Origin of the sequence: Pedococcus badiiscoriae (assembly GCF_013408925.1) — a bacterium.
Classification (GTDB): domain Bacteria; phylum Actinomycetota; class Actinomycetes; order Actinomycetales; family Dermatophilaceae; genus Pedococcus; species Pedococcus badiiscoriae.
Genome location: NZ_JACCAB010000001.1, coordinates 2,290,348 through 2,306,962, shown reverse-complemented (window position 1 = coordinate 2,306,962; position 16,615 = coordinate 2,290,348). Strand labels below are relative to the sequence as shown.

The window sequence follows — 16,615 nt, the reverse complement described above, 5'->3', positions numbered from 1 at the left end:
CTCCTACTTGGTGGTGAAGAGCGAGGCCTGGGACACGACCTTGCCGAGGTCGATCTTCGCGTCTGTGCCCCGCAGCGCAGCGTACAGCCGGCCGGTCTGGATCCCGTGGACCAGGCGAAGAGCGTCGGCCGGCGAGACGGACACCGTGAGCAGGGCGCCGGCAACCGGGGGCGGCGCCGCCTCGCCGTTGGCCGTGGTCGTCGCTGCGGGGGTGAGGGAGGCCTCGCCCATGGCGATGACCAGCACGTCGTCGAGCAGGACGCGAGTCTGTGTTCCGGTTGCCGCCGCGCTCGACGAGCTCGAGGACGAGCCTGCCACGGGATCGAACGAGTCGAAGAGGACCACGTGTGAGCCGGGCGTGAGGAACGTGCCCACGCGGGCGGGGTCCGAGAGTGTGACGGATACCGCGACCTGGCCGGCGGGGACGTCGATCGCCTTGGTTCCGACCGGCTTGACGCCGAAGCGTGCCGAGAGGACGTACTCCCCGGGCTGGATGTCCGACAGGGCGAAGAGGCCGCCATTGGAGCTGTCGACGCCTTCGAGCGCACCAGCCGGCTTTGCCTTGGCCGGGACCGACGTCTTGACGATGAGACCGTTCTGGACGGCGTCCTTGAGCGTCGTGCCTGCCGGCACAACGGTCTGCACCACATAGACGCTGGTCGGGCTCTGGGCCGCAATGGCGCGGTTGTCCGCACCCTTCGCATACAGCAACACCGCCGACACGCCCAGCAGGGCGACGAGGGCGGCGGCGAAGATGGCGACGAGTCTGCGTCCCATGAGTGTTCAGTCCTTGGTGTGTGCGGGCTACGGGTGAGAAGACGCTGCTGGTTAGAAGACGCTGGCGGGCACGAGGAACAAGGTGGAGACGTTACGGCCGAACAGGGTGACGGCCGCCACGATGACCAGCGCGATCATGCCCACCATCAGCGCGTACTCCACCGCGGTGGCCCCGTGGTCGCCCCGGCGGGTGCCAGGACGACCACGGGTCAGCTCGCTGAAAGAGGCCGCTGCAGACGCACGTGCCAGTCGCTTGCGACGTCGGGGGGACGTCATCCTCATGGCAATCCGAGCATTCACTGTGCCTCCTCGATCGGCGGGCTGGAGGCCCGTCGTTCTTTTGCGGATCAGACGCTGCCGGCCACCTTGTTGAACAGGCTGGACAGGTTGCCACCGAGGAGGGCCACGGCGACGATGATGACGATGGCGATGAGGGCGACCATGAGGCCGTACTCGACGGCGGTGGCGCCGCGCTCGGACATCTTGGTCTGGAACTTGGCGATGTACTTGCTCATTAGGGTGTGTCCTTTCAAGACCAACGGGCTGCAAGGGCGGACTGCCCCGGCACCGAAAAGGTTGTCAGTTGGCACCCCTGTCGCGAATCGGCCATCCCGTCACGACCCTCTGGGACCTTCGTACCCGTGGGGTCCTCCGAACGGCCCATTGCGGCGTGCCAGCTGACCTGCGTCCTGCCATGCAGGAGAGACTTGCGGTATGCCGCCCGAGACGTCCCGTGCGCACCCGCGCGCCTGGGCCCTCGGAGTGGGGGTCCCGGTCGCGCTCGCGCTGCTGCCCGTGCTGGCCGTCCGCCCCATCGGCGACCCGAGCCCCTGGCTCCACCTCAAGGTCGGCAGCTTCCTCGCGGGGGGCGGCACGTTCGGCCTCCCCGACCCGTGGAGCCCGCAAGCGACCCACGCCTACGTGCCCACCCAGTGGCTGCCCTCGGTCGCCACGGCAGAGCTCTACCCGCACCTCGGCACCGCCCTCATCGCCTGGGAGCGCACGGCCGGCATCGCGCTCCTCGCGCTGGCCCTGCTGGTCTGGGCGTCCACCGTCGCCCGGGTCTGGGTCGCCGTAGCGGTCACCGTCGGCGCGCTCTTCGCGGCGTGGCCCTCGCTGACGGAGCGGCCCCAGCTCGCCGGCTTCCTGCTCCTCGTGCCGGTCCTCGCGGCCTGGTGGCGGACCGCCACGGACCATCGGCCCCGCTGGTGGTTGGTGCCCCTCACCTGGCTGGCGGCCTCAGTGCACGGCGTCTGGGCCACCGGGGCGGCGATCGGCGGCGTCATCGCGCTGAGCGTGATCGCGTCCGGAGCCGTCCCGCGGCGGGCGGCCCTGCGGCTGCTGGGCCTGCTGGCCGCGTGCGCGGCAGCCGCCGCGTGCACGCCCATCGGTCCACGGCTGCTGCTCACGCCCTTCGCCATCAGCGGCCAGGGTCGCCAGTTCGTCCAGGAGTGGATGCCGTCATCGGTGCGGTCCCCGCACGTCCTGGTCGCGCTCGGACTGCTCGCGGTCGCCTGGCTGTGCTGGGTCGGACGAGGTCGGCGGATGCCCGGCTGGCAGGTCGTCCTCGTCGTCGTGGCGTGCGCCCTGGCGCTGACGATGGAGCGCACCGTGGCGATCGCGGCTCTGGTCGCGGTCCCCCTGGCTGCGACGGGCGTCGAGACGGCGCTGCGGGCTCGCGAGCAGGCCGGGTCCCTGACGGTCGCCGCCACTGAGCTTCCGGCGACAGGGCACACCAGGTGGCTGTGGGCCGCCGCCGCCCTCGTCGGGCTGGTCCTCGCGGTCCCCGTCGCCGCGCACCGTGCAGACACCGCGACCAGAGTGCCCACCGCCCTCGCCTCCCAGCTCGAGGCCCTCCCCCGCGACACCCGGGTCCTCGTCGACGGCGACACCAGTGGCTGGGTGATGTTCACGGCGCCGCAGCTGCGACTGGTCTACGACCTGCGCGTGGAGTCCTACTCCCCCAGGCAGGTCGAGCAGTTCATCGGGGCGATGTCCGCCGACCCGGGCTGGAGCCGGTACGTGCAGGACAACGGGGTGACCGTCGCCCTGGTGCGCACCGACTCCCCGGTGCGGGCGGCGCTGACCGAGCAGGACCACTGGTCCGAAGCAGGCCGCGACAGTGGGCTGGTCCTGCTGAAGGCTCCCCGATGAGGCCGACGACGACCGAGACGACTGCCCCCCTGGTGGTCACGCGGACCACACCCGCCCTGATCAGCCGCACCGCGGTGGGGCTGGTCCTGTCGATCGCCCTCGTGAAGGGCCTGTCGACCTTTGCCGAGCCCGACGTCTGGTGGCACCTGCGCACCGGGGACCGGCTGCGCCAGTCCTTCGACCTCACCGCCCCGGACCCCTCGGCCGGCTTCGCCGCCCACGCCTACACCGCCACCCAGTGGCTTCCCGAGATCGTCGCCTCGGTGGCCTACGGGCTGGGCGGCATGGGCGCGGTCCTCTGGCTGCGGGCCGTCGCGGTCGTGCTGCTCGTGGCCCTGGTGTATGCCGTGTGCCGCCGGTTCGCCGGTCGCCTCCCCGCCGCGGTGTCGGCAGGGCTGACCCTCGTGGGCGCCGGGGGTGGTCTCAACCCCCGCCCCCAGCTGGTGAGCTTCGTCCTGTTCGCGCTCACCCTGCACGCCTGCCTGGGCATGGTGCGCGACCGCAGGCCGCGCTGGTGGCTGGTCCCCGTCTTCTGGGTCTGGGCCTGCTGCCACGGCCTGTGGACCTTCGGTCTCGCCCTCGGTGGGCTGATGCTGGTGGCGACCCTCGTGGACCCCACCACGAGGCCCACCCGGTCCCAGGTCCTGCGCCTCGCAGCGCTGTGGGGGGCGTGCCTGGTCGCTGTCGCCGCCACGCCGATCGGGCCGGCACTGCTCCTGACGCCCTTCCAGGTCGCGGGCAACGCGAGCACGATCGCGGACGAGTGGCGCGCCACCCCACTGAACAACGTGTTCGCCTGGGCGGCCCTCATCCAGCTGCTGGTGTGCGTGGTCGCGTGGGCCCGCGGTGGGCGCCGCCGAGAGGTGTGGGAGCTCGCCCTGCTCGCGTTCGCCGGCTTCTGCACGCTGTGGATGTGGCGGCTCGTCCCGCTCGGCAGCATCGCGGCGGCACCGCTGGTCGCTGCCGCCCTCCAGGGCGGAATCACTGCTCGACGCGAGGGCTGGTCCCGCGTCGAACGCCGAGCCCTGGCGGCGGTCACGGCCGGACTGCTGGCGGTGGGCGCGCTGGCGAGCGCGGCGCTGGGCGGCCACGCGGCGGCATACCCCTCGGGCCTGGCACGGATCGATCGTGCCCTCGGCGCGCTGCCGCCCCACAGCGTGGTCCTCGACGACTTCGGCATCTCCGGGTGGCTGCTGTGGGCCCACCCCGGGCTCACGCCCGTCGCAGACCTGCGGGGCGAGATCTACGACCACGCGTTCATCACCTCGTATGCCGCCACCCTCACCGTGAAACCGGGCTGGCAGGACTTCGTCTCGCGCCTGCATCCCGACGTCGCTCTGCTGGCCCGGGACTCCGCCCTTGCGGACGCCCTGGTGCATCGCCTCGGCTGGCACGAGGTCGCGACCACCCACGACTTCGTGCTGCTGGCGCCGGGGCGCCCGTGAGCTCCGTCCGCCGGTTCGCTGCCCCACTGGCCATCTACGCCCTCACCCGCGCCCTGTCGGCCGTCTTCGTCGTCCTCGCGGAGCCCGGCCGGTTGGTCCGCATGGAGAACATCCCCGGCTACCACTCGACCGTCCGGGCCCGGCTCCCGGCCGACTACTCGACCGTGATGACGTCGTGGGACGGGCAGTGGTACTGGGACATCGTCGCCCACGGCTATCCCCACTCGGCGGTCGACGCGGCGGGTGTCCCGGTGCAGACGTCACTGGCGTACTTCCCGCTGTACCCCCTGCTCGTCAAGGGCGTCATGGCCGTCACCGGTCTCGGATTCGAGGTCGTGGCTCCTACCCTCAGCCTCCTGCTCGGGGCTGCGGCGGTGCTCGTCGTCTTCCGCCTGGTCGAGGAGCGCCTGGACCGGCGCAGGGCGCTCGGGTGTGTCGCCCTCCTGTGCTGCTTCGTGTCGGCCCCCATCCTGCAGGCCGCGTACACCGAGAGCCTGGCTCTGCTGCTCGTCGCCGCGACCCTCCTCCTGCTCTCTCGCCGCAAGTACCTCTGGGCGCTGGTTTCGGTGCTGCTGCTGGGTTTCACCCGCAACATCGCCCTGGCACTGCTGCCCGTCGTGGTCACCCACTGGATCGTCCGGACCAGGCAACGCACCGACGCGGACGAGCCGGATCGGGTGCCGCACGGCTCGCTGGCCGTCCTCACGCTGGGCACCCTCGTCGCCACGCTCGAGTGGCCGGCGGTGGCCGGACTCATCGCGGGACGTCCGGACGCGTACCTGACCACGGTCAAGGCGTGGCCCGGCTTCACGGGCTCGGCCTTCCGGCCACCGTGGGCCGCTGCGCTCAGCGATGCGGGGGCCACGGCCTGGCTGATGGCCCTGGTGCTCCTCGCCGTGCTCATCGGCCTCCTGCGGTCTGGCCCGGTGCGGCGTTGGGGGCCCGAGCTCTGGGCCTGGACCGCAGCGAGCATCGGCTTCCTCGTCCTGACGACCAGCGCGTCGACCAGCCTGCCTCGGTACCTCCTGCTGGCGTTTCCCCTGGGTCTGGTGCTCATGCCCGGCACGGCGGACCAGGCCACTCAGCGGATGCAGCACGGCGCCGTGGCACTGGCTTGCCTCGTCGGTCTGGGCACCCAGTGGCTCTGGGTCAGCGAGCTGCTGGTCTTCGCCGGCCCGCGGGGCGGACTCGGGTTTCCCTGAGCCTCAGCGTTTTTCGCTGAGCCTCAGCGCGCGGCGACCATCAGGTCCGCGCCCTCGCCGACCCGTTGCCACCGGCTGCCGGCTCGGATGAGCACCTGGTGCTTGTCGGTCGTCACGACCAGGCCACGCTCCCCGTTGACGGTCGTGATCGACTGTGCCCCAGCGATATCCGGTCCCGCGGCGATCGCCCCACCCAGCGGGACCAGCCACGGCCGGATCACCTGTGAGGGGTTCAGCCGGCCCAGCACCGCCAGGGTGGCGTCGTCCACCCAGACGAGGTCGCGGGCCAAGGTCAGCGTGGGCGCCAGTCGCAGCGGCTCGGCCAGTGACGCCGGGAGGCCGTTCGGCTGCCGGACGACCCCGGCCACGTCGACGTGGGGGTCCGTCCCGTCCACCTTGGTCGAGACGACCGCGATCCGCTGACCATCGGGCGCGAGCCGCAGGCTCACCACCGACCTGCCCGCCAGCCAGTCGACCGCGACAGCCTGCGGCGAGGACTTGGTGGTGTCCCCCGGATCGGCCGCGGAGTTGATGGCCCAGATGGTGGCTCCCCCGGTGCCGCGACCGGCCACCCAGAGCACGTCCTCGCGGTCGTAGGTGGGCCGGGTCAGCTGGGTGCCCGGCGAGATGAGCTGCACCTGGGTCGTACCGCGCCACCGTGCCAGCTGCGCACGATCCCCCCCGACGGCTGCCACCTCCTGGCCGTTGCGTGACAGGGCGAGGTAGGCCCAGCCGGGTTGCACCGTCGGCAACGTGGACGAGTTCGGCAGTGGGGTCCGCTGCTGCACGGTGTCGCCGACGTCATTGGGATCCACCGGCACCAAGGTGGTGCCCACCCTCAGGACGGGTTTGACGACGGGGTCGGACGGGGTGGCGAAGCCCAGCACCGACAGCGAGTCCACCGTGCTCGCGCCATTGGGCATCTGCAGTGCTGCGCCCTCGAGCCGCAGCGCGACACGTTCGACCCCGGGCGCCTGGGTCACCGTCGCCAGGAACTGGGCGCCGAGGTTCTGGCGCTGTCCGGGGTCGTTGCCCAGTGGCGTGGCGGCGAGGTCGACCTTGGCCGTCCCCGCGTCGATGGTGACGGCGTCGACGGCCAGCTGCGTGCCCGACGGGATGTCGGTCCGCACCGCTCCCCGCAGGTACGGCGGCACGCCGGTGAGCAGGGACCTGGCCAACCGGGTCGCCAGTCCGGTGCCGAGTGGCAGCCAGCGGATGTCGGGGACGAGACGGTGGTCCCCCGCTGAGACGTAGTAGATCCGGAAGGGGTCGTACAGCCGGTCGAGGTCGGCCTGGCTCAGCCAGGTGCCGAAGCTGTCGGGCATCGCGCTGATTCGCCATTCCCCACCGGTGCGGGCAAGGCCGAAGGTGACCTGCACCCGCGTGGCGGGTGGGAGCTCCTCATAGCGCCCCGAGCCGTCGATCCGCGCGACGGCGTTGGCAACCGCAGTGACCGTGTTGGCCGAGGACGACTTGTAGGTCAGGTCGGACTCGGAGCCGAAGACGACGACCGAGGAGTCGGGCCGCCAGGTGCCTTGCGGTCCGGCCCCGAGGAAGGACCGCGCCGCCTGGTACCCGTCGTCACTGGCCGCCGCTGCCCTGATGAACCCCTGCACGACCTGTTGCGGAGACGATCCGGGCGCCACCGGGTTGACCTCCACCCGCACCGCGTTGTCCTGCACCGACCCGACCTCGAGCCCTGGCTGGATGGCGGAGCTGGTGGACAGTCCCCCACACGCGCCCACGGCGAACACAGCGCAGCCGGCCAGGATCGCGGCATACCGGCGCCTCATCGCGGGGTCCCCGGCGCCGTGGGGGTATGCCGCGTGGTCACCACGTGCGGCAGCACGCTCGACTGCCCGAGGGGGCCGGGCGACGTCCGCACGGCCGCCGACGGCGGCTCCGGGACGTCATCCGGCCGCAGGGGCAACGGCGCCTCGACGATCGGCGTTCCCGCCTGACGCGGCAGGGTGAGCCGGAAGCAGGACCCTTCCCCCGGTTCGCCCCACGCCTGGAGCCAGCCGTCGTGCAGCCGAGCGTCCTCCAGCGAGATGGCCAGGCCCAGGCCGGTGCCGCCGGTGGTGCGGGCGCGGGCCGGGTCGGCACGCCAGAAGCGGTTGAAGACCAGGGCGCCTTCACCGGGGCGCAACCCGACCCCGTGGTCGCGCACGGTGATGGCCGCCGCGGTCTCGTTGACCGCGACCGCGATGTCCACCGGCCGGCCCTCGCCGTGCTCGAGGGCGTTGACCACGAGGTTGCGCAGGATGCGTTCGACGCGCCGCACGTCGACCTCTGCCTCGCACGGCCCGTCGGCCGTCACGGTGACGGCACTGCCCCACCGGTCTGCGATCGGCTGTGCTGAGTGCACGGCCCGTTCGACGGTCGTCCGCAGGTCGGTGACCTCGGCGTCGAGCGCCGCCGCCCCGGCGTCGAAGCGGCTGATCTCGAGCAGGTCCGCGAGGAGCTCCTCGAAGCGGTCGAGCTCGTTGTGCAGCAGCTCGGCCGACCGCGAGACCGCGGGGTCGAATCCGGTGCGCGAGTCGTGGATCAGGTCTGCGGCCATCCGGATGGTCGTCAGCGGTGTGCGCAGCTCGTGGGAGACGTCGGAGACGAAGCGTTGCTGCACCCGGGACAGGCCCTCCAGCTGGCGGATCTGGGTCTGCAGGCTGTCGGCCATCTCGTTGAACGACTTCGCGAGCCGCGCCAGGTCGTCCTCGCCCCGCGCCCGCATGCGCTCGTTGAGCCGCCCCGACGACAGCCGCTCGGCGACCACCGCGGCGCGACGGACCGGACTGACGACCTGCCGCGTCACGACCCAGGCGATCGCCCCGACGAGGAAGACCAGGGCGAGCCCGCCGATGAGGAACGTGCGGGTGATGAGGTCGAGGGTTGCCTGTTCGCGCTGCATCGGGAACACGGCATAGAGGTCATAGCTCCCCGCGAGGGGCACCACGACCTGGGAGCCCACGATGACGGCCGGGACCCTGCCGCCGCTCTGCGGGTCCGTGATGCCGACGAGCATCACCTGTTGCCGGCGGGAGTCGGCCCTCACCGCCTCCCGCAGCGCCATCGGGACCACCGGGAGCCCGACCCGCCCACTGGAGATCGTCTGCACCGACGTGTTCGACGTGTTGGCCAGGCTGCGCGTCAGCACGAGGTAGCGCTCGTTGTCGCCGCCCGGCGAGGCGGCACTCTGGACGGCCTGCCGCGCCAGCAGGTTGAGGTCAGCCTCGCTGCTCGTGCGGTCGCTGTTGTCGAAGCTGCCCTGCACCTCGGCCGTCAGCCTGGACGCCTCCAGCTTCGCCGACTCGATGCGGTCCTGCTCCAGGCCGTCGGAGATCGAGGAGAAGAGGTAGGAGCCGAGCAGCGCGACGACCGCGAGGCCGAGCAGCATCGTCGAGGTCACCACGCGGAACTGCAGGGAGACCCGCCACAGGTGAACCACCGTCCGCATCCAGCGCACGAGCCGTCGCCGGGACCGGCCCGCCAAGACGCGCAGGGCGCGCATCGCCTGGGCGCGGTGGTCGGAGAACCGCGGTGCCGGCGTCCGACCAGGCCTCGGACGAGCCGACTCGGACATGACTAGCTCGGGCCGGCCTTGTAGCCGACGCCACGCACCGTCACGACGATCTCGGGGTGCTCGGGGTCGTGCTCGATCTTGGAGCGCAGTCGCTGGACGTGGACGTTGACCAGTCTCGTGTCACCCGCGTGGCGGTATCCCCACACCTGCTCGAGCAGGACCTCGCGGGTGAAGACCTGCCACGGCTTGCGCGCCAGGGCGACGAGCAGGTCGAACTCGAGCGGTGTCAGCGACAGCGCGTTGGCGTCTCGCTTGACCGAGTGGCCCGCCACGTCGATGACCAGGTCGCCGATCTCGAGGCGCTCGGGCTCCGGCTCGTCACCACGACGCAGCCGGGCGCGGATGCGCGCGATGAGCTCCTGCGGCTTGAAGGGCTTGACCACGTAGTCGTCGGCGCCCGACTCCAGTCCGACGACCACGTCGACGGTGTCGGTGCGAGCCGTGAGCATGACGATCGGGACCCCTGACTCGGCGCGGATGCGACGACAGACCTCCATGCCGTCCAGGCCCGGCAGCATCACGTCCAGCAGGACCAGGTCGGGTCGACTGTCACGGAAGGCGCCCACGGCTCCGGCCCCGTCGGCGACGTGGAACACCTCGAGCCCCTCGTTGCGCAGGACGATGCCCAGCATCTCCGCCAGCGCCAGATCGTCGTCGACGATGAGCACGCGACCCTTCACCTGCGTCAAGCCTCCCAGCTGTGAGTTGGATTCCCCCCGAATCATCACACACGGGCGTCCCGGTGGTGCGCACCTTGCCGATGACAAGCGAGGGCAGCAACCACGGCCGACCGTCCGGCCACGGTGGTTCGCGTGCGGCCGGACGGGTGACGGGCTGTGGCCTACTGGACCAGGCGGACCGGGTCGCCCTCGATGTTGGCCGTCCACGACGTGGTGTCGTTCGGTGTGGACCCCGAGCCGTAGTAGAACTCGAGCCGTACCCAGCACCCGGTGGGGCTCGAGTCGGTGCACGAGTACGTCTGCGGGATCGGGACCGAGATCTTCTCCCACTTGCCGTTGTAGCTGCTGTCCACACTGATCGTGCAGTCGGTGAGATTCCCTGTACCAATCGACGGACCAGTCCCGACACACCCCGGGAAAGTGCCACCGGTCTCGCTGGGCGGCAGCACCTGGATCGTACTACCGCTCACGGCACCGTCACCGATGTCGAAGAGCCTGACGTTGAAGAGCTGCCCGTGCGCTCCGCTGGGGACCCGGGCGAGGAAGAACTTCGTCCGGCCGTTGGGGGTGTTGCCGTACATCGCCATCTTGTTGAAGCCAGCGACGGAGATGTTGTCCTTGTCGCTGGACCCTGAGCCGTAGGCGCGAAGACCGAACCGGTTGTGGCCACCTTCGCCATCGGCTCCCAGTCCGTTCGTCTTGACCTGGACGGCGTATGTCCCTGCTGGCACCGTGCCGGGGATGCTGCACAGGTTGACCCAGCGGCGGAAGTTGTCCGCCACGCCGTTGTAGTTGAACACGGTCCCGTTCGGCTGCCGCTTGTCCAGTGCTTTGCTCAGGTCGCCGTTGAAAGGCAGGAACTGCTTGTTGCAAGCCACCGGCCAGCTGAGTGGGTCCCAGGTGTTGGCCCCTGGCGAGTACACGGTGAACTGCGTCTTCACCAGTCCGTTGCCACCGTTGATGATGGCATCTCCGGTGCACCAGGGGCCATCGTTCGGGGCATACCGCGTGCTGGCGTCCGTGATGCCGGGCGGGGCGTTGGCGCCGAGGTTCTTCGCTGCGCTGAGGTTGCCGGCATCGCAGTGGTCGCCCACGACCACCTGTGCGGGGTCGAACGCCTCAATCTGCAGGTTGGTCACGGGGGCGGTGATGTTCACCAGATAGACGTAGCCGTTCGGGTCGTAGTCGGCGTTGACGCCGCTGACACATCCGTCATTTCCCGCGGCGCACACGCCGTTCTGGAACGCGTCGCCGCTTCCCTTGGTGGCGTTCTTGCTACCCACGTTGGCCCAGAAGGCGGCAGTGTTGTTGCAGTTGGCGCTCTTGTTGCTGCCCGCGTCCGGGTCTTGGCCGTACTCGTTGCAGGGGCTGCCCATCGGCACAGGGCCGGCATAGTCGGCCACCGCGGTGCGGGACACAGTCGTCGTGGGGACGCCCATCAGCCAGCCGAACTGGTTGGTGACCGTGGTGTTGATCGTGACCCGCAACCGCGTCGGCCGCCCGTCGATGCTTGGCGTCACCGTGTTGGCGCCGCCATTGGAGAAGTCGTTCTTGGTTGCCTGGCTCTGGGCGAATGCAAACGCGCTCGTGGGGTCGTTGGGCAGGAAGGGGACCCCTGCCAGGGCCGCCGCATCGGCGGCCCGCTGGGCCCGCTGACCCGTGAAGTACCAGTTCCCCACGTCAACCGCGAAGGCACAGAAGCCGAGCAGGACGGTGAGCATGATGGCGACGGTGACGGCGACGTAACCCTCCTCACCCCGGGCCAGGCGACCACGTATGCGAGCGGAGAGCAGGGCCATGAGCCCGCCCTGCCGGGAACGGGCGGACATCACTTGCACCCTGACAGCGCAGGAAATGGCTCGAGGAACATGGCAGAGGCCTCCGAGATCGTCACCGGGCCAATGATTCCCGTGATGGAGTTGTGGCGGACCCTGACGTAGACGCCGATCCGGTCAGGGGGTCCGCCACTGGCGGCAGTGCAGGCATTCTGCTGGCTTGCCGTCCAGTTGGTGTAGCTGGGCGTGAACTTGTTCAGGCTGGAGTCCCACTGGAACTTCACGCAGACTGTGCAGTCGGAAAAGTTGCTGTAGGTGATCGGGAAGTCATCGGTGGCGTTGGCCTTGTAGACCCAGAGCGCCTGGATATCGCCAGGTTGGATGACCGTGCCGGTCTGGCGCATCTGGTTGGCGGCGTCCTGGGCGAAGGTTGCCGTCCGCGGCTCCGCGGAGGCCAGACGTACGCCGGCCCGGATCATCGCCTGGCTGCCGAGATAGTCCTTGAAGAGCATGCCGAACTCGATGATGCCAAACAGCATGGCCACGAACACCGGGGTCACGATCGCGGCCTCGACGGCTGACGCACCGCGTTCGCCACGCAGGCGCCCACCTCTCATCATTTGCACACCCCGATTCCGGTATAGGGCTCGAGGCGCATGACAGTGGCCTCCCGCAGGACCTTGTTGTTCCAGAGGAACCCGAGGCGCGACGGGTAGCTGTACTCGACGAGCACGCCGAGCTGGTCCTGGCTGCCCTGACAGGCGTTCTGGTTGAGCGCGGCCCAGCCGGTGTAGCTGGCAACGAACTTGCTGGTGGGCACGTCCCACACGTACTTGTTGCACGTCGTGCAGCTGGTGTAGTTGCCGCTGTCCGGGAGGGCGGTGGTGGCATCGGCCTTGAAGATCCACACCTTGGTGACCCGGGACATGACCATGCCGGAGAGGGCGTTCGCGACCTGGTCCTTGGCAGAGCTGGAGAAGCTGGGGTCCCGCGGCAGCGACGATGCCATGCGGGCCCCGGCCCGGGACGCTGCGGAGACGACGATGCCGTCACGCATGAGGAACGAGGTCTCGACGATCGAGTAGAGGATGGTGAGCAGCAGCATGGAGACAAAGGCGGTCTCTACGGCCACTGCCCCCCTTTCGCGGGCTTTCGAACCGCGCCTGCCCACGCGCCAGCGAAGCATCGGTCAAACCCCCTGCCCAGTCTCATCGGTCCGCACTACTTGTGTCGGCGAGTCTGACAACGGGCCGCGCCGGGCAGAAGGGAGGTCGGCCTGATCCGTACGAACATCGACACAATCTCGTCCTTTCGGCCGATCAGCAATCCGTTGAAATCGCAGTATCTGGCAGGGGAACACGCCGACGGCTCGAGCTCCCCGGCGAAGGTCCGCGCGGCCGCGGGCAGCTAGCGCGGCACGGGGATGACCCGCACCGCCGGCACGCACGAGTAGCGACGCCGGACCTCGTCGGGTGCCCGGTCGCTCAGCACCGTCGGCGTAGACGCAGCCTTCAGCAAGGCGCACTCCTGCGAGACGTCCAGCGGTGGCTGCGGGGTGCGCGCCGCCGTGTGCCCAGCGCGATAGAAGTCGAGCAGGATTCGCCCGATGGTGTCGTCACCCTTCGTGCCCAGCCAGACGACCTGGGCGCCGTCCGCTCCCGGCGACGTGACGGCGTCGAGCACCACTGGACCGCGCACCGTCGACCAGGCCCCGACGAAGGCGCCTGCCGGTGCGATCAGGGCGACGCCGAGGACCAGCAGACCACCGACGCCGGTCACGACCCTCAGGACTCCCGCGAGTGGCACTACTGGGCCAGTGTCGTTCTCGAGGGCAGCCGGCGTGAGCCTTCGCCACGCGCTGACCGCCACGACTGCCAGCGGGGCCAGGCCGAGAGTGGCCGAGTGCCACAGGAGCTTGCTCGGGTAGTACTGCGTGACCGGGATGCCCACGCGTGCCGCCAGCGCGAGCCCGGTCAGGCAAGGGAACAGGACGACGAGCCACAGCCCCACCATCCGACGGTCCTCGCGGTGGCGCACGGCGAGCCAGGTCGAGCACAGGAGGGCGACGAGCAGCATGGCCGCGGGACGGGGCGCTTTCACTCCCGCGTCGGTGGCGTGCTGGATTCCGATCACGGTGAAGACCGCGACGAGCGCCGGCGTCGCCACCAGCCCGGCCGCGAGAACGCCCCAGAGCAGGACAGCGCGAGTGCGCAGGTCGCCCCGAGCGAGTAAGGGACCGGCAAGCACGATGAAGGCCACCCCCACTGCCGGAAGCAGCAGCTGCCAGCAGTGGGCGCACACGACAGCGGCCGCAAGGACGACCCCGACCGCTGCGAGTCCTCCGCCGTCCTTGCGGGCGATGACCTCCACCGCCACCACGGCCAGGACGATGCCCCCCACGAACGAGTTCTCGAAACCGAGCGCCTGGTAGATGGAGAGGAACGAGGGCCACAGGACCATTGCCGCCGCGCCAAGGCCCGCGACCGCGATCGGGGCCTCTCCGCGGCCCCGCTCGCCCAGACCGACCCTCCGCCCGACGTGTACAGCCAAAGACCCTGTGGCCACGCTCAGGACTGCAGGCAGGAACCAGGCCGCGGTCGACATGAGGTCGACCAGCGATCGGAACCCGTCGGCGTCCGGGCGGCCGCCGGTCGCGGACCACACTGCCGTGACAAGGGTCTGCCAGGCGCGGGGGTAGGACTGCTGGGCGTAGCTGAGGTTGCCGGCTCCCTGCAGCTCAGGCACGAACATCAGGTGCCGGACATGGTCCGCACCCAGGAACCACTCCGCCCGCTTCCCCGCCGGAAGCGGGCGCACCGCGATCGCATAGCCGGCCAGTACCAACCCCGGAATGGCCGGGGCGAGGGCAAAGCGCATCGGGGGCGCGACGGTCTCCCATATCTTCAGCTGGCGCGAGAGTCCTGCGGTCACGAGTACCAGCAGGATGAGGAAGGCCCGACTTCCCCATGCTCCTGCGAGGGGCCGCAGCCCCGTCAGCTCGCTCGCCTCACCCAGCAGGACCGCAGCCGCCAACAACAGCATGAAGACCACGGGCACGAGCTGCACGGCCCGCGCAAACCTCGAGGCCAGCGTCCTGGGGGTCAAGGGGGTCACGCGGTCGTGGCCATAAGGCGCCGGACGCCCCACGCTGACGGGCACAGGAGACGCCGCCACGGCGCGCGCGGTGGCGCTCTGACGCATTCCCCGCCACCTCGCATTCCCACGGCGCGGCCCTGACGACCGCCATGGCAGATGGTGCCATGCACCGTGGGTCGTCCGAGCGCAGACAACCGGGAACGGTCCGTTCGGACGACGCGGACGACACGGACCTCCGGTGCCGTGGCGTCACCTCCGCTGAGCACAGACGCAGGTATGCCGCCCGCTCGAGGTGAGCGGGCGGCATACCTGGTGGGTGGCGGACCGAACCGCCGGTGAGGACGAAGCCTCAGTAGCGGTAGTGCTCCGGCTTGTAGGGGCCGGCCACGTCGACACCGATGTAGGCGGCCTGCTCCTTGGTCAGCTCGGTGAGCTGGACGCCGAGGGCGTCGAGGTGCAGGCGAGCAACCTTCTCGTCGAGGTGCTTGGGCAGCACGTAGACCTGCTTGTCGTAGTCGTCGTTCTTGGTGAACAGCTCGATCTGCGCGATCGTCTGGTTCGCGAAGGAGTTCGACATGACGAAACTCGGGTGACCCGTGGCGTTGCCGAGGTTCATCAGGCGACCCTCGGACAGGACGATGATCGAGTTGCCGCCCTCGAACGTCCACTCGTGGACCTGCGGCTTGATCTCGGTCTTGGTGACGCCGGGGACCTTGGCCAGGCCGGCCATGTCGATCTCGTTGTCGAAGTGACCGATGTTGGACACGATCGCCTTGTTCTTCATCTGCTGCATGTGCTCGGCGGTGATGATGTTGAAGTTGCCGGTGGTGGTGACGAAGATGTCGGCGATGCCCACGACGTCGTCGAGGCGGGCGACCTGGTAGCCCTCCATCGCGGCCTGCAGCGCGCAGATCGGGTCGATCTCGGTGACGATGACGCGAGCGCCCTGGCCGGCCAGCGCCGAGGCGCAGCCCTTGCCCACGTCGCCGAAGCCGGCGACGACGGCGACCTTGCCGCCGATGAGGACGTCGGTCGCGCGGTTGAGGCCGTCGAGGACCGAGTGGCGGCAGCCGTACTTGTTGTCGAACTTGGACTTGGTCACCGAGTCGTTGACGTTGATCGCCGGGAAGAGCAGGTCACCGGTGGCGGCGAGCTCGTAGAGGCGGTGCACACCGGTGGTCGTCTCCTCGGTGACGCCCTTGATCTGCTCGGAGACCTTGGTCCACTTCTTCGGGTCGGCTGCGAGGGTCCTGCGGACGAGCTCCTTGAAGACCCCGACCTCCTCGGAGTCCGACTCGTCGGTGGGGGGCACCTGACCCGCAGCCTCCCAGGCGCGGCCGTTGTGGACGAGCATCGTGGCGTCGCCACCGTCGTCGAGGATCATGTTGGCGCCCTCGTCACCGGGCCAGGTGAGGATCTGCTCGGTGCAGTCCCAGTACTCGGTGAGGGTCTCGCCCTTCCAGGCGAAGACGGGTACACCCTGCGGGTCCTGGGGCGTGCCCTTGCCGACGACGACCGCGGCGGCCGCCTCGTCCTGGGTCGAGTAGATGTTGCAGGAGGCCCAGCGGACCTCGGCCCCGAGCGCGGTCAGCGTCTCGATGAGCACGGCCGTCTGCACGGTCATGTGCAGCGAACCGGCGATGCGGGCGCCCTTGAGCGGCTGGGCCGCCCCGAACTCCTCGCGCAGGGACATCAGGCCGGGCATCTCGTGCTCGGCAAGGCGGATCTGGTGACGGCCGGCCTCGGCGAGGCCCAGGTCGGCAACCTTGTATTCAAAGGACATGTGAAATCGCTTCCGTTGAGTGCGTGGTTTGCGGACCCGGCGCAGCCCATCTGGGCATTCACGATTCGAGCGGGGTATCACCCGCGCCGGCGGTCCCCCACTCTACCGGAGGCGTGCCCGGCG

14 protein-coding genes are annotated in these 16,615 nt (G+C 70.0%); 3 read left to right on the top strand and 11 right to left on the bottom strand.

What is annotated here, in order from left to right:
• Window positions 1-3: 3 nt before the first annotated feature.
• The 3 genes from cpaB to BJ986_RS10965 form a co-directional block, all read right to left on the bottom strand.
• Window positions 4-777 carry a Flp pilus assembly protein CpaB gene (gene cpaB, locus BJ986_RS10975; RefSeq protein ID WP_179422010.1) on the bottom strand — a complete coding sequence of 258 codons (774 nt, stop codon included), beginning with the start codon at window positions 775-777 and terminating at the stop codon, window positions 4-6.
• Window positions 778-828: 51 nt separating this feature from the next.
• Complete coding sequence (locus BJ986_RS10970; protein ID WP_238338085.1) at window positions 829-1,059, bottom strand: Flp family type IVb pilin; 231 nt, start codon at window positions 1,057-1,059, stop codon at window positions 829-831.
• 65 nt (window positions 1,060-1,124) lie between these two features.
• Window positions 1,125-1,292 (bottom strand): Flp family type IVb pilin, encoded by a 168-nt coding sequence (locus BJ986_RS10965; RefSeq protein ID WP_179422009.1) that lies wholly within the window; start codon window positions 1,290-1,292, stop codon window positions 1,125-1,127.
• Between the two features lie 199 nt (window positions 1,293-1,491).
• On the opposite strand from BJ986_RS10965, the gene BJ986_RS10960 reads away from it, so the two are divergent.
• Genes BJ986_RS10960 through BJ986_RS10950 form a run of 3 tightly spaced genes read left to right on the top strand, consistent with a single transcriptional unit; the run spans window position 1,492 to window position 5,578 of the window.
• On the top strand, window positions 1,492-2,931 hold the full coding sequence (locus BJ986_RS10960) for a hypothetical protein (RefSeq protein WP_179422008.1): 1,440 nt from the start codon (window positions 1,492-1,494) through the stop codon (window positions 2,929-2,931).
• Window positions 2,928-4,376 carry a hypothetical protein gene (locus BJ986_RS10955; RefSeq protein ID WP_179422007.1) on the top strand — a complete coding sequence of 483 codons (1,449 nt, stop codon included), beginning with the start codon at window positions 2,928-2,930 and terminating at the stop codon, window positions 4,374-4,376. Before BJ986_RS10960 ends, BJ986_RS10955 begins: the two co-directional genes overlap by 4 nt.
• The gene (locus BJ986_RS10950) at window positions 4,373-5,578 is read left to right on the top strand and encodes a hypothetical protein (protein WP_179422006.1); all 1,206 of its coding nucleotides are present in this window, start codon (window positions 4,373-4,375) and stop codon (window positions 5,576-5,578) included. Before BJ986_RS10955 ends, BJ986_RS10950 begins: the two co-directional genes overlap by 4 nt.
• Before the next feature lie 23 nt (window positions 5,579-5,601).
• Here the strand turns inward: BJ986_RS10950 and BJ986_RS10945 are convergent, their stop codons facing one another.
• From BJ986_RS10945 to ahcY, 8 genes are all read right to left on the bottom strand, one after another.
• Window positions 5,602-7,371 carry an LpqB family beta-propeller domain-containing protein gene (locus BJ986_RS10945; protein ID WP_179422005.1) on the bottom strand — a complete coding sequence of 590 codons (1,770 nt, stop codon included), beginning with the start codon at window positions 7,369-7,371 and terminating at the stop codon, window positions 5,602-5,604.
• The gene (gene mtrB, locus BJ986_RS10940; RefSeq protein WP_238338084.1) at window positions 7,368-9,158 is read right to left on the bottom strand and encodes an MtrAB system histidine kinase MtrB; all 1,791 of its coding nucleotides are present in this window, start codon (window positions 9,156-9,158) and stop codon (window positions 7,368-7,370) included. The genes BJ986_RS10945 and mtrB overlap by 4 nt, the downstream gene beginning before the upstream one ends.
• Before the next feature lie 2 nt (window positions 9,159-9,160).
• The gene (mtrA, locus tag BJ986_RS10935) at window positions 9,161-9,838 is read right to left on the bottom strand and encodes an MtrAB system response regulator MtrA (RefSeq protein WP_337795161.1); all 678 of its coding nucleotides are present in this window, start codon (window positions 9,836-9,838) and stop codon (window positions 9,161-9,163) included.
• Between the two features lie 161 nt (window positions 9,839-9,999).
• A complete protein-coding gene (locus BJ986_RS10930; protein WP_179422003.1) occupies window positions 10,000-11,667 on the bottom strand; it encodes a pilus assembly protein TadG-related protein in 1,668 nt (555 codons plus the stop codon).
• Complete coding sequence (locus BJ986_RS10925) at window positions 11,667-12,230, bottom strand: TadE/TadG family type IV pilus assembly protein (protein ID WP_272955496.1); 564 nt, start codon at window positions 12,228-12,230, stop codon at window positions 11,667-11,669. The genes BJ986_RS10930 and BJ986_RS10925 overlap by 1 nt, the downstream gene beginning before the upstream one ends.
• Window positions 12,230-12,745 carry a TadE/TadG family type IV pilus assembly protein gene (locus BJ986_RS10920; protein ID WP_179422002.1) on the bottom strand — a complete coding sequence of 172 codons (516 nt, stop codon included), beginning with the start codon at window positions 12,743-12,745 and terminating at the stop codon, window positions 12,230-12,232. Before BJ986_RS10920 ends, BJ986_RS10925 begins: the two co-directional genes overlap by 1 nt.
• A gap of 275 nt (window positions 12,746-13,020) precedes the next feature.
• Window positions 13,021-14,727 (bottom strand): hypothetical protein, encoded by a 1,707-nt coding sequence (locus tag BJ986_RS10915; protein WP_179422001.1) that lies wholly within the window; start codon window positions 14,725-14,727, stop codon window positions 13,021-13,023.
• 331 nt (window positions 14,728-15,058) lie between these two features.
• Complete coding sequence (gene ahcY / locus BJ986_RS10910; RefSeq protein WP_179422000.1) at window positions 15,059-16,492, bottom strand: adenosylhomocysteinase; 1,434 nt, start codon at window positions 16,490-16,492, stop codon at window positions 15,059-15,061.
• Window positions 16,493-16,615 lie beyond the last annotated feature (123 nt).

What these genes read in the sequence shown, in the direction of transcription:
- mtrB (WP_238338084.1), bottom strand. Translation starts at nt 9,158, where the DNA reads ATGTCCGAGTCGGCTCGTCCGAGGCCTGGTCGGACGCCGGCACCGCGG.
- BJ986_RS10965 (WP_179422009.1), bottom strand. Translation starts at nt 1,292, where the DNA reads ATGAGCAAGTACATCGCCAAGTTCCAGACCAAGATGTCCGAGCGCGGC.
- BJ986_RS10970 (WP_238338085.1), bottom strand. Translation starts at nt 1,059, where the DNA reads ATGAGGATGACGTCCCCCCGACGTCGCAAGCGACTGGCACGTGCGTCT.
- cpaB (WP_179422010.1), bottom strand. Translation starts at nt 777, where the DNA reads ATGGGACGCAGACTCGTCGCCATCTTCGCCGCCGCCCTCGTCGCCCTG.
- ahcY (WP_179422000.1), bottom strand. Translation starts at nt 16,492, where the DNA reads ATGTCCTTTGAATACAAGGTTGCCGACCTGGGCCTCGCCGAGGCCGGC.
- BJ986_RS10960 (WP_179422008.1), top strand. Translation starts at nt 1,492, where the DNA reads ATGCCGCCCGAGACGTCCCGTGCGCACCCGCGCGCCTGGGCCCTCGGA.
- BJ986_RS10955 (WP_179422007.1), top strand. Translation starts at nt 2,928, where the DNA reads ATGAGGCCGACGACGACCGAGACGACTGCCCCCCTGGTGGTCACGCGG.
- BJ986_RS10945 (WP_179422005.1), bottom strand. Translation starts at nt 7,371, where the DNA reads ATGAGGCGCCGGTATGCCGCGATCCTGGCCGGCTGCGCTGTGTTCGCC.
- BJ986_RS10925 (WP_272955496.1), bottom strand. Translation starts at nt 12,230, where the DNA reads ATGAGAGGTGGGCGCCTGCGTGGCGAACGCGGTGCGTCAGCCGTCGAG.
- BJ986_RS10930 (WP_179422003.1), bottom strand. Translation starts at nt 11,667, where the DNA reads ATGTCCGCCCGTTCCCGGCAGGGCGGGCTCATGGCCCTGCTCTCCGCT.